General features: G+C 68.2%; 9 protein-coding genes. 3 read left to right on the forward strand and 6 right to left on the reverse strand.

Translation table 11 applies throughout. The features are described 5' to 3' along the window. Window positions 1-11: 11 nt before the first annotated feature. Together polA and OXR00_RS13960 are read left to right on the forward strand one after the other, a co-directional pair. Window positions 12-2,771 (forward strand): DNA polymerase I, encoded by a 2,760-nt coding sequence (gene polA / locus OXR00_RS13955; RefSeq protein WP_267388877.1) that lies wholly within the window; start codon window positions 12-14, stop codon window positions 2,769-2,771. Beyond that, a complete protein-coding gene (locus OXR00_RS13960) occupies window positions 2,768-4,276 on the forward strand; it encodes an oligosaccharide flippase family protein (RefSeq protein ID WP_267388878.1) in 1,509 nt (502 codons plus the stop codon). Before polA ends, OXR00_RS13960 begins: the two co-directional genes overlap by 4 nt. A gap of 230 nt (window positions 4,277-4,506) precedes the next feature. Here the strand turns inward: OXR00_RS13960 and purH are convergent, their stop codons facing one another. From purH to OXR00_RS13980, 4 genes are all read right to left on the reverse strand, one after another. Next, window positions 4,507-6,072 (reverse strand): bifunctional phosphoribosylaminoimidazolecarboxamide formyltransferase/IMP cyclohydrolase, encoded by a 1,566-nt coding sequence (purH, locus tag OXR00_RS13965; protein WP_267388879.1) that lies wholly within the window; start codon window positions 6,070-6,072, stop codon window positions 4,507-4,509. Window positions 6,073-6,149: 77 nt separating this feature from the next. Continuing rightward, the gene (locus OXR00_RS13970; RefSeq protein WP_267388880.1) at window positions 6,150-7,898 is read right to left on the reverse strand and encodes a heparinase II/III family protein; all 1,749 of its coding nucleotides are present in this window, start codon (window positions 7,896-7,898) and stop codon (window positions 6,150-6,152) included. Further along, on the reverse strand, window positions 7,895-8,557 hold the full coding sequence (gene rpe / locus OXR00_RS13975; RefSeq protein WP_267388882.1) for a ribulose-phosphate 3-epimerase: 663 nt from the start codon (window positions 8,555-8,557) through the stop codon (window positions 7,895-7,897). Before rpe ends, OXR00_RS13970 begins: the two co-directional genes overlap by 4 nt. 57 nt (window positions 8,558-8,614) lie before the next feature. Continuing rightward, window positions 8,615-9,895, reverse strand: coding sequence for a transcription antitermination factor NusB (locus tag OXR00_RS13980; protein WP_267388883.1), 1,281 nt, complete (start codon window positions 9,893-9,895; stop codon window positions 8,615-8,617). Window positions 9,896-9,964: 69 nt separating this feature from the next. Here OXR00_RS13980 and OXR00_RS13985 point away from each other — a divergent pair, with 69 nt between their 5' ends. Then, a complete protein-coding gene (locus OXR00_RS13985; RefSeq protein WP_242148064.1) occupies window positions 9,965-10,123 on the forward strand; it encodes a DUF1674 domain-containing protein in 159 nt (52 codons plus the stop codon). Window positions 10,124-10,128: 5 nt separating this feature from the next. On the opposite strand, the gene OXR00_RS13990 is transcribed toward OXR00_RS13985, so the two are convergent. Together OXR00_RS13990 and tsaD are read right to left on the reverse strand one after the other, a co-directional pair. Continuing rightward, the gene (locus OXR00_RS13990) at window positions 10,129-11,106 is read right to left on the reverse strand and encodes an NAD(P)H-dependent glycerol-3-phosphate dehydrogenase (protein ID WP_267388884.1); all 978 of its coding nucleotides are present in this window, start codon (window positions 11,104-11,106) and stop codon (window positions 10,129-10,131) included. After that, the gene (gene tsaD / locus OXR00_RS13995) at window positions 11,103-12,143 is read right to left on the reverse strand and encodes a tRNA (adenosine(37)-N6)-threonylcarbamoyltransferase complex transferase subunit TsaD (RefSeq protein ID WP_267388885.1); all 1,041 of its coding nucleotides are present in this window, start codon (window positions 12,141-12,143) and stop codon (window positions 11,103-11,105) included. The genes OXR00_RS13990 and tsaD overlap by 4 nt, the downstream gene beginning before the upstream one ends. Window positions 12,144-12,163 lie beyond the last annotated feature (20 nt).

Genomic DNA, 12,163 nt, shown 5'->3' on the forward strand with positions numbered 1-12,163 from the left:
CCGCGCGCACAATGCCACATCTCTATCTTGTCGACGGCTCGGGATACATCTTCCGCGCCTATCACCGGCTTCCGCCGCTCACCAACAAGCATGGCGAGCCGGTCGGCGCGGTCTATGGCTATACCACCATGTTGTGGCGGCTGGTCGACGAACTCAACACCGCCGATGGCCCGACGCACATGGCGGTGATCCTCGACAAGTCCTCCAAGACGTTCCGCAACGACCTGTACGATCAGTACAAGGCGCATCGCCCGCCCCCGCCCGAGGATCTCAAGCCCCAATTCCCGATGATCCGCGACGCTACCCGCGCCTTCTCGCTGCCGTGCATCGAGGAAGAGGGGCTGGAGGCGGACGATATCATCGCCTGCTACACCCAGGCCGCGCTGGCGCAGGGCTGGTCGGTGACGATCGTGTCCTCGGACAAGGATCTCATGCAGCTGATGACCGATCCGTCGGTCGACATGTACGATACGATGAACAACCGCCGATTGGGCGCGGATCATGTCGTCGAGAAGTTCGGCGTTGGCCCGGAGCGGCTCGGCGATGTGCTCGCGTTGATGGGCGACAGCGTCGACAACGTGCCCGGCGTCACCGGGGTCGGCCCCAAGACCGCCGCCAAGCTGATCCTCGAACATGGCGATCTCGAAGGCGTGCTCGCCGCTGCCGAGGGGATGAAGAAGGGCAAGCTGCGCGATAATCTGATCGAGCAGGCCGACAATGCCCGGCTATCCAAGGTGCTGGTCACGCTGAAGTGCGACGGCACCCTGCCCGAACCGCTCGACGATCTTGCGCTGCAGGGCATCCCCGATGCGCCGCTGCGCGCGTTCCTCGAACATCACGGCTTCAAGTCGCTGCTGACCAAATTGTCGGCGGTGGCGGATGCGCCGGTCGAAACGCCCAAGAGCGTACTGACGCCGGACGAAGAACCGGCGTGCGATCACGACGGCTACGAGACGGTGGTGGATGAGGCCGCGCTCGATACGTGGATTGCGGCCGCGCGGCACCAGGGTTGGGTAGCGGTCGATACCGAAACCACCGGCATCGACGCGACGCGCGCCGAACTGGTCGGCATCAGCATGGCGCTGCAACCCAATCGCGCATGCTACATTCCGCTCAGCCACGGCGGCACCGGCCTGTTTGCGGAGCGGCCCGTACAGATCGACACGGCGTTGGCGCTCGACAAGTTGAAGGCGCTGTTCGAGGACGCCTCCGTCCTAAAGATCGGTCATAACCTCAAATACGACATGATCGTGCTCGGGCGTTTGGGCATCGCCGTGGCGCCATTCGACGACACCATACTGATGAGCTTCGATCTCGACGCCGGCCTGCACGGGCACGGCATGGACGAGCTTGCCGCGACGCACCTGTCGCACAGTTGCATCGCCTTCAAGGACGTGGTCGGCGTCGGCAAGACGCAGCGCCAGTTCAACGAGGTCGATCTCGTCGCCGCGACCCGTTACGCCGCCGAGGATGCCGACGTGACGCTGCGGCTGTGGCGCCGTTTCAAACCGCGTCTCGCCGCCGAGGCTGCGACGCGCGTGTACGAAATGGTCGACCGCCCGCTCGCCCCCGTGATCGCGCGGATGGAACGGCAGGGCATCAAGGTCGATCGCGAGAAGCTGGCCGGCCTGTCGGGCGAATTCTCGACGCAAATCGCCGCGCTGGAAATCGAAATCCACGAGATCGCCGGCGGCCCGTTCACGATCGGCAGTCCCAAGCAGTTGGGCGACGTGCTGTTCGAGCGGATGGGCATCAAGGGCGGGCGCAAGGGCAAGTCCGGCGTCTATTCCACCGACGTCAACGAACTGGAACGGATTGCCGCCGATAAGGACTCGGTCGGCTCCGGCATCGCCGCCAAGGTGCTCGAATGGCGGCAGCTTACCAAGCTGAAGAACACCTATACCGATGCGTTACAGGCGCAGATCAACCCGGCGACCGGCCGCGTCCACACCAGCTATAGCCTGACCGGCGCGCAGACCGGGCGGCTGTCCTCGACCGATCCCAACCTCCAGAACATCCCGATCCGCACCGAGATCGGCCGCCAGATCCGCGACGCGTTCGTGGCGGAGGACGGCAACGTCATCCTCGCGGCGGATTATTCGCAGATCGAACTTCGCCTCGCCGCGCACATGGCCGACGTGCCGCAACTGCGCGAGGCGTTCGCGAGCGGCGCGGACATCCACAGCCTCACCGCGCAGGAACTGTTCGGCGAGGTCAACCGCGACACGCGCGGACGCGCCAAGACGATCAACTTCGCGATCCTCTACGGCATCTCGCGCTGGGGGCTGGCGGGCCGTCTCGACGTCACCGCTGACGAGGCGCAGGCGATGATCGACCGCTATTTCGAGCGCTTCCCCGGCATCCGCAACTACATCGCCGCGACCACCGAGTTCGTCCGCGAGCGCGGCTTCACCGAGACGTTGTTCGGGCGGAAAACCCACTTCCCGCGCATCAAGTCCAAGGTCCAACACGAGCGGCAGGGTGCGGAACGCGCCGCGATCAACGCGCCGATCCAGGGCACCTGCGCCGACATCATCAAGCGCGCGATGGTGCGGATGGAGCCGGCGCTGGCGGAGGCTGGTCTCGGCCACGTCCGCATGCTGCTGCAGGTACACGACGAACTGGTGTTCGAACTGCCCGCAGGCGACGTCGACGCCGCACGCCCGGTGATCGAGCGCGTAATGGCAGCCGCCGCCGAGCCCGCCATTACGCTGTCGGTGCCGCTCGGCGTCGAAATCGGCGTGGGGCTGAGCTGGGGCGCGGCGCATTGACCAACGCCGCTGGGTCGGCGGGGGCGCCAGACGACATCGACGCGCTCGCCAAGGGTGGGCGCACCAACATCTTCGGCTTTCTGCTGCGGCTCGCCGCGCGGATTCCGTTCCTGTTCATCGCCGGTCGCAGCTATGGCCCGGATCTGGTCGGGCGGTTCGCGCTGGCGGTGGTGGTGGTGGAATTCGCCGCGCAGCTCTGCACGCTCGGGCTGAAGCGCGGACTTGCGCAGGCGTTCGCCAAGTCGGGAGAGCGGTCGCACACGCATGTCGCGTGGGACGCGCTGGCGGTGGCGTTCGTCGCCTCGGCGATCGCCAGCGTGGTGCTGTTCGCGTTGCCCGAAATCATGTTCCCCAGCGGGCTGTCCGGCGGGTTCGAACGGTATCTGCCGGTCGTCATCGTGGCATGGGCGTGGACCGAGATCAGCCTCGCCGCGCTTGCCTACCGCCGCAACGTCGGTGCATCGGTCACCGCCCGTGCGATCGTCGAGCCGTGGACGATCAGCATCGCCGCGCTGGTCTTCTCGTTCATCGCGAAACCGGACGGGCTGGTCCTGTCGTACATGCTGTCGATGGTCGGGGCGCTGCTGGCGGCGTTCGTTCCGTTCCTGAAAAGCTACGGCCTGCCCTATGGCTGGCGCCCGGAGCCCGGGCGGCTGGTCGCGCTCGCGCGGCACAACGTGCCGCTGGCGGGCGCCGACGCGATCGAATGGGGATCGCGCAATGTCGATCGCGCGATCCTAGGCTATATGTTCGAGCCGAAGATCGTCGGCATCTATTACATGGCGGTGCAGATCGCCACGCTGCCGGGCAAGTTGAAAACCAGCTTCGATCCGATCCTCAGCCCGGTCATAACCTCCAGCCTCGCGCAGAACGACCGCAAGGCGGTGGCGCAGCAGGTCCGACAGGTCGGGTTCTGGATCATGTCGGCACAGCTGGGCCTTGCGCTGATGGGGTCGATCCCCGGCAAGGCGGTGATGGGCGTCGTCGGCCCGCAGTTCGTCGCCGGCACGGCGGCGATGGCGTTCCTGCTCTGCGCGGAGGTGGCGGCGTCGACCGGCGCGGTGTGCGAAAGCGCGCTGGTCTATATTGCACGGCACCTCAACCTGATGCTGTCGATCGGCGCGCTGACCTTGCAGGTGGCGCTGAGTTTCGGATTGATTTTCGCGATGCGATGGATCGGCTGGCCGGAAAATTATCAGGCAGCCGGGCCGGCTGTGGCGCTGCTCCTCGCGATGGGCGCGTCATCGCTGGTGAAGTCGAGCGTTCTCGCGAAGATGCTGGGTGCGCCGGTGCGCGGCTGGCGCTGGCAGATGCTGGGCGCGGCGGCGGCGGCGATCGCGGTGGGGACGATCTTCACCTCGCTGCCGCACCGCTACGAATGGGCGGAACTGGTGTTCGGCGAACCGGCAATTGCCGCGAGCTACCTGTTCGTGCTGTGGAAGTTCGCCACCGGCCCGGAGGATCGCGCGCTGTTGCGTAAGACGCCTGCGGCGGCGACGGCCTGAACGGTCGCGGCGCACGTCGGCTTCCGGCCGAGGCGGCTTAGGTAAACGTCGCAGGTGCTCACGGCCGGTCATGGGCGAAGCCAGTGACAGGTCGGTCATGCCCACGGCATGACCTGCAGGATGCGGGGCATCCTGCACCTGTCACTCGTCGGACGGCACTTTAGTGCCGCCGGCCTGGTCGATCGCGGAGACCCGCGCCGGAGCTTTGCTCCGGCTTGGAGCGATCGGCCTCAGTGCCGGAAATGCCTCACGCCCGTGAACACCATCGCCAGGTTGGCGGCGTCTGCGGCGGCGATCACCTCGTCGTCGCGGATCGAGCCGCCCGGCTGGATAACCGCCGTAGCACCCGCCTCGACCGCTGCCAGCAGGCCGTCGGCAAACGGGAAGAACGCATCCGACGCCACGGCCGAGCCGATCGTGCGCGGCTGTGCCCAGCCCGCCTTGTCCGCCGCGTCCTTAGCCTTCCACGCGGCGATGCGCGCCGATTCGAGCCGGTTCATCTGACCCGCGCCGATGCCGGCGGTGGCGCCGTCCTTGGCATAGACGATCGCGTTCGACTTGACGTGCTTGGCCACCGTCCACGCAAAGCGACAATCGGCCAGTTCGGCCTTGGTCGGTGCACGCTTGGTGACGACCTTCATCTCCGGCACCGAGGCGTTGTCGCGGCCCTGCACCAGCCAGCCGCCGGTGATCGCCTTGGCCAGCAACCCGCCGCGTGCGGGATCGGGCAGATCGCCGGTGAGCAGCAGGCGCAGGTTCTTCTTGGCGGCGAACAGCGCAAGCGCCTCGTCATCGGCGTCGGGCGCGATCACCACTTCGGTGAAGATGCCGGTGATCGCCCGCGCGGTCGCCGCGTCGAGCTTGCGGTTAAGCGCGATGATGCCCCCAAACGCCGACACTGTGTCGCAGGCGAACGCGTCGGCATAGGCCTGCTCGATCGTCTTGGCGGTGGCAACGCCGCAGGGGTTGGCGTGCTTGACGATCACCACGCTCGGGTCGGCATCGCGGAACTCGCTGATGAGGTCGAGTGCGGCGTCGGCATCGTTGAAATTGTTGTACGACAATTCCTTGCCCTGGACCTGCCGCGCCTGGCCGACGCCGTTCGCGGACGGTTTGTGCGTCGCGTAGAACGCCGCCTGCTGATGCGGGTTCTCGCCATAGCGCAGCGCCGAACCGAGCGTCAGCGTAACGGGCAGCACCTGCGGGAACGACTCGCGCTGGTCGACGAACGCGAACCACTGCGCAATCGCGCCATCATAGGCGGCGGTGGCGGCATAGGCTTTCGCGGCGAGGCGCTTGCGGTCTTCCAGCGTGGTGCTGCCGCCCGCGACGAGCGCGTAATCGGCGGGATCGGTGACGATGGCGACATAGGCGTGGTTCTTCGCGGCGGAGCGCACCATCGACGGGCCGCCGATGTCGATATTCTCGATCACCTCGTCACGCTCGGCACCGCGCGCGACGGTTTCCTCGAACGGGTAGAGGTTGACCACCACCAAATCGATCGCGCCGATCTCGTGTTCCGCCATCGAGGCGGCATGGGCTTTATCGTCGCGCACTGCGAGCAGACCGCCGTGCACCTTGGGGTGGAGCGTCTTGACACGACCGTCCATCATTTCCGGGAAACCGGTGAGATCGGAGATGTCGCGCACGGTGAGGCCGGCGTCCCGCAATGCCTTGGCGGTGCCGCCCGTCGAGACCAGTTCGACGTTCAATTTGGCAAGCGCCTTGCCGAGATCGACGATGCCGGTCTTGTCAGACACTGACAGGAGGGCGCGGCGGATGGGGATGGCGGTCATACGAGGATCCTAGCAGCGTTCGTCGTAAGCTGACGCAGGACGAACCGGGAATGTGCGGTCGCGCGCTCCCTGCCCGCTTAGCCTGCGCGCTTCAAGACCCAGCCGACATTGGTACCGCCAGCCGGCGTCTCGCCGGTGACGACGAGCTGGAAGGTCGATTGCGGTCGTCCCGCGCCGTCGACCCACAGGCTCGGCTCGACCGTAAGCGCGCCGCCCTTGCAACGGAATTGCCAGAGCGTGCCGCCGGGCAGCCGCAGCAGCGCCGCCATGCCGTCGGCCGTGGGCGAGACTTCGACGCCGTCACCAAGGTGGAAACGCAGCACGAAGCCGGTCGCGACCACGCGCCCGCGCTTGCTCGCGGGCAGCAGCATGTCGTCGCCGCGCAGTTCGCGACCATCGCCGGTAAGGATCAACTGACGGCGGTGGACGAAGCCAAAGCGGCGCGCGTAGCCGTCATGACTCGCCTCGACACGGCTGGCGTTTTCACTCTCCTGCCGGGCGAGTTCGACCGCACCGACGCCGCGCCCAAGCGTGCCGTCGGGCTGAACCGCGGTGGAATTGCTGTCGCCGACCACCAACGTCGAATGCGCGGCGGTGGTGCGCAGCCCCTCGACCAGCGCGCCCGGCAGTTGCGCGATGCCGGCCCGAGCGCCGCCGCAGTTGACGACGATGCGGTGTGGCCCGTCCGAAAACTCGAACGCCAGCGTCGAGGCGCAGCCGCCCTTCACCACCCGCGCGACCGGAGGCGGTGCGGCATCGAACACCACCACCGCCTGTGCGGCGGAAAGCCGTTGATACCCCCATTCGCGTGCCTGCCGCAGCGGGCGGGTGCGCACGCCGGTAGCGGCGACGATCTCCGCGACGGTTTCGCCCGGCACTGGGCCGCCGCCCTGCCAGCTCGACAGTCCGCCATCGCCGAGACACACGCCGAGCAGCGCCGGCACGAGTCGACCGAGCGTGTCCGCGATCAGCGCAGGCGGCTCGATTCGGCGCGCCTCATACACCTCGCGCAGTGCGGTGAGCAGCATGATGACGTCGAGCTGCGTCGCCGGGCTGCGCGAGACGACCCCGCCGTCCTCGAACACCGACACCGCCAGCGCGCGGGTCAGCGCGGCCTCGTTGGCGAGCCGGCGCGGATCGCCGCCGGGCAGCAGCATTCCGCCGGCCACCACGCCGCAGGCGGTGGCGACGCGCGCCGCGCCGGGCGCGATCTTGTCGGCACCGCGGTCGAGATGGCGCGCACCGCGTGCGAAGGTGTTGAGCACCTTGCTGCGATAGACAAGATCGGTCGAGGACAGGATCAGCGGCGCATGTGCCGACCATGCAAGGATACGCCGCCCGCACAGATCCGCGCGCCACGCCGGCTCGCTGATCGTGTCGGCATGCGCGACGAGCCATTGCCGCATGATCGCCTCGGCAACGGGTACGCCCTGCACGCGTGTCGCTACGCTCGACAGATCGCGCAGCCACGCAGCGCTGTGCAAATACTCGGCGAAGTCTGCCGAGAAATCGGGCTTGGCGAGGTTGAGCGACTCGATCGCGCGGGTTTCGCCACGGAACATCATCTGCCCGCCAAGCAGCGCCTGCCCGCGCTTGAAGTCGCCAAGGAAGGGATCGTCCGGCACCGCCAGCAGCTTGAGCGGGTAGCGACCCTTCAGCCGCATGCCGTGGAGCGGCGTGCGCCAGGTCAGGCGGTGGAACTGTTCGGCCAGTCGCTCCGCCAGCGACAGTCCCTTGTCGCCGCCGGCACGGACCAGCCACTTGCCCTCGACCGGCTCAAGCGCGCCCAGTTCGAGCAGGTCGTCGGCGGGCAAGCGGTCGCTCACGCGCCCCTCAGCGCCCGGATGTTGGCGGCATACTGGTCGGGTCCGCCGCGGAAGGTGGCGGTGCCGGCGACGAGCGCGTCGGCACCCGCTTCGATCGCGTCGCGTGCGGTCTCCACGTCGATGCCGCCGTCGACCTCGAGATCGACGCGGTAGCCGCCCTTGTCGATCATCGACCTGACCGCCGCGATCTTGCGCAGCGCGCTCGGGATGAAGCTCTGCCCGCCGAAGCCCGGGTTAACGCTCATGATGAGGACGAGATCGACCGAGTCGATAAGGTATTCCAGCGCCTTCGCGGGCGTCTGCGGGGTCAGTACCACACCGGCGCGCTTACCGAGGTTACGGATGTGCTGGAGGCTGCGGTGCGTGTGCGGCCCGGCCTCCAGGTGGATGCTGATCGTGTCGGCACCGGCCTCCGCAAACGCGTCGAGGAACGCGTCAACCGGCTGGATCATCAGGTGGACGTCGAATGGTTTGGGCGTATGCGGGCGCAGCGCCTTCACCACTTGCGGGCCGATCGTGATGTTGGGGACGAAATGCCCGTCCATCACATCGATGTGAATCCAGTCGGCGCCGGCGGCGTCGATCGCGCGGACCTCCTCGCCCAAGCGTGCGAAATCGGACGAGAGGATCGACGGGGCGATGCGGACGTGGTTCGGCATGCCGGAATCTGTAGGCATGGCCGGGAGTAGCCGCAAGCTACGTATCAATCGCGACGGTTAAGCGCGCCGTAACCGTGCGATGAAAAAGCCATCGTTACCACCCGGCGTCACCTGCCCCGGCAGCAACCGCAACCAGCCGCGTTCGTGCGGCATAACGCCAGCGGGAAGCTCGTCCGCACGGACCGGGTCGAGCGTGAAGTCGCCCTGTTCCGCAAGGAACGCCTCGATCCGGCTTTCACCTTCCTCACGTTCGAGTGAACACGTGGCGTAGACGAGCGTACCGCCCGGCTTCACCCAGGCGGCGGCGCGGGTGAGCAATCTGGCCTGCGTCACCGCCATCTGCGCGATCACCAAGGGGCGCGTGCGATACAAAACATCCGGGTGGCGGCGGAAGATGCCGGTCGCGCTGCACGGCGCATCGAGCAGCACGGCATCGACCGGCTCTTGCGGGGACCAGTGCAGCACGTCGCCGGTGATGACGCGCGCCTTCGTCTCGGTGCGCGCGATGTTGGCGCGCAGCCGGGTGAGGCGTGCCTCGGAAGCATCGACCGCGATCACCGACCAGCCGGCGTGGGCGAGCTGCATCGTCTTGCCACCAGGCGCCGCGCACAGGTCGAGCGCAGTCCCCTCACCGCGTCCGATAAGGCGCGCGGGCAGCGAAGCGGCGATGTCCTGCACCCACCATGCGCCCTCCTCGAAACCGGGCAACTCGGGAACGTGCGCGGATTCAAGCCGGACGTGGCCGGGCAGCAGCGACGTGCCGCCGAGTCGCTCGACCCAAGCCGCCGTGGTGGCAGGGTCGGCGAGCGTGAGATCGAGCGGCGGCGGGGCCGAGATCGCCTGTTCGGCCGCCTCGATCATGTCGTCACCCCAGGCGGCATGCCAGCGGATCGCCACCGGGTCCGGCAAGGCGGGGATCTCGGGCAGCGTGTCACCCCGGCGGGAGAGCGCACCGAACACGCCGTGGACGAGCTTCTTGGGGCCACCATCAACCAGCGGCAGCACCGTCGCGATCGCGGCATGCGCGGGTGTGCCGAGCGACAGCGTCTGCACCAGCGCGATGCGCAGCACGAAGCGCGCCTTGGCATCCTCCGGCAGCGCGCGCGGCGTCGCCGAGTCGATCAGCGCGTCGAGATCGGGCAGGCGGCGCAACACCTCGGCCGCGATGGCGTGGGCGAGCGCACGGTCGTCGGCGCGTTCGATTCCGGCGGTGGCGCGACCGAGCGCCGCCTCCAGCGGCAGGCCCTGACGCAGCACCGCGTCGAGCAGTTTCAGCGCGGCACGGCGGGCCGGAACGCCGGGGGGATCATTGGGTTTGGTCGCGGATGGGGTCTTCAAGGCTTGAACTCGCAAAGCAGGCGGGCAATCTGTGTCATATCGTCACGGACGCCGTCTAAAGGAACCTCCATGAGCCGCCGACCGCCGCATGTGAAGCCACCCGCCTATCTTTCCCCCAATCCGCCGGTTCCTGCACCGGAGCCGCAGCACAAGACCAAAGACCCGCTCGACCTTGATCCGACCCGCTATGGCGACTGGACGCTGAAGGGCATTGCGATCGACTTCTGACGCGCTCAACCGTGTTCGCGCGTCAGCGGACGGGCGAGCAAGGTGCCGATCTCCGCGCCGACCTCGGCGCCATCGAGCAGCGCCGCCACCGCACGCGCGACCGGCATGTCGACGCCGGCGCTCTCCGCCGCCGCGCACAGCACCGGCGCGGTGAACGCACCCTCCGCAACGGTACGACGATCCGCCATCAGCTCCGCCGCCGAACGGCCCTGCCCCAGCCCCAGACCGAGCGAGAAATTGCGGCTGCTGGTGGAGGAACAGGTCAGCACCAGATCGCCCAGCCCAGACAGCCCGGCGAGCGTCTCGGCCCGGCTGCCCCGCGCCAGGCCGAAGCGCGTCATCTCGGCGAAACCGCGCGCGATCAGCGCCGCGCGGGCGTTCTGGCCAAGGCCGGCCCCTTCCACCACGCCGCATGCGATCGCCAGCACGTTCTTGACCGCGCCGCCAATCTCCGCGCCGATCACGTCGTCCGACGCATAGGTGCGGAACGTCGGCAGCGCGAGCGCTTCGGCCATCCGCTCGGCGTCTCGCGCGTGCTCCATCGCGATCGTCACGGCGGTGGGCAGGCCGCGTGCGACCTCGCCCGCAAAGGTCGGGCCGGACAGCACGCCGATCGCCGAGTCCGGGTGCGCCTCTGCCGCGACCTCGCTGAGCAGTTTGTGGCTGCCCGCCTCGATCCCCTTGGAACACAGCAGCAGCGGCCGGCCGGTCTGCGCCAACCCGCTCAGCACCGCGCGGGCGTGCTGCGCGGGCGTGACGACCAGCGTGAGATCGGCGTGCGCCAATAACGCGATGTCGCCGGTCGCGTGGATCTCGGGCGAGAGCGGCACCCCGGCGAGGAACAGCGGGTTTTCGTGGGCATCGTTGATCGCATCGACCACCTCCGCCTCGCGCGCCCACAGCGTCACGCCGTGACCGCCGGCCGCCATCACCTGCGCGAGCGCGGTGCCCCACGCGCCGCCACCCAGAACCCCGATCTTCATGCCTTTACCCCTGCGCCGCGTACCGTTTCAGCCGACGGGTCGAGCGGCCAGCGCGGGCGCGCCGGCATGTCGAGCGGGTCGGTGAGGCCAGCGACGAAGCGTTCCGCGCCGGCCCAGCCGATCATCGCGGCATTATCGGTACACAGCCACAGCGGCGGCGCGACGAAGCGCAGCGCGTTGGCGCTCGCCAGATCCTGCAAGCTCGCGCGCACCGCCTGATTGGCGGCGACCCCGCCAGCAACCACAAGCGCGGTCGCATCCTCGGCGCGGTGCAGCGCGCGCGTGGTGCGGTCGATCAGGCACTCGACAACCGCCGCCTGAAACGAGGCGGCGATGTCCTCGGGCGAATAGCGTCCCGAATCATGCGCGCGCACCACCGCGCTTTTCAGCCCGGCGAACGAGAAATGCGGTTCCGCCGACCCCTTCAGCGGACGCGGCAGCGGCACCGCCTTCGGGTTGCCGAGCGCGGCGGCACGCTCCACCGCCGGGCCGCCGGGGAAGCCCAGGCCGAGGATCTTGGCGGTCTTGTCGAACGCCTCGCCCGCCGCATCGTCGATCGTGGTGGCGAGCCTGCGGTAGCGGCCGACACCCTCGACCAGCAGCACCTGGCAATGCCCGCCCGACACGAGCAGCAGCAGATAGGGGAAATCCAGATCGGGATCGCTCAATCGCGGCGACAGCGCATGGCCTTCAAGATGATTGACCGCCACCAGCGGCTTGCCACCCGCATGGGCCAGCGCCTTGCCGGTGACGAGGCCGACCATCACCCCGCCGATCAACCCCGGCCCCGCCGTCGCGGCGACCGCATCGACATCAGCGAGCGTCAGGCCGGCATCGGCGAACACCCCCTCGACCAGCGGGATCAGCGCCTCGACATGCGCGCGTGCGGCGATTTCGGGGACGACACCGCCGAACGGGCGATGCGCCGCCTCCTGCCCGAGCACGCGGTGCGCGAGCACGCGCCGGTCGGAGGTGACGAGCGCGGCGGCCGTCTCGTCGCAACTGGATTCTAGGCCGAGGATAAGCTTGGCAGTCATGGTGTCGCCCTATCGCATCA

Source organism: Sphingomonas sp. GC_Shp_3 (assembly GCF_026540945.1).
Lineage (GTDB): Bacteria > Pseudomonadota > Alphaproteobacteria > Sphingomonadales > Sphingomonadaceae > Sphingomonas.

What these genes read in the sequence shown, in the direction of transcription:
- OXR00_RS13985 (WP_242148064.1), top strand. Translation starts at nt 9,965, where the DNA reads ATGAGCCGCCGACCGCCGCATGTGAAGCCACCCGCCTATCTTTCCCCC.
- polA (WP_267388877.1), top strand. Translation starts at nt 12, where the DNA reads ATGCCACATCTCTATCTTGTCGACGGCTCGGGATACATCTTCCGCGCC.
- tsaD (WP_267388885.1), bottom strand. Translation starts at nt 12,143, where the DNA reads ATGACTGCCAAGCTTATCCTCGGCCTAGAATCCAGTTGCGACGAGACG.
- purH (WP_267388879.1), bottom strand. Translation starts at nt 6,072, where the DNA reads ATGACCGCCATCCCCATCCGCCGCGCCCTCCTGTCAGTGTCTGACAAG.
- OXR00_RS13990 (WP_267388884.1), bottom strand. Translation starts at nt 11,106, where the DNA reads ATGAAGATCGGGGTTCTGGGTGGCGGCGCGTGGGGCACCGCGCTCGCG.
- rpe (WP_267388882.1), bottom strand. Translation starts at nt 8,557, where the DNA reads ATGCCGAACCACGTCCGCATCGCCCCGTCGATCCTCTCGTCCGATTTC.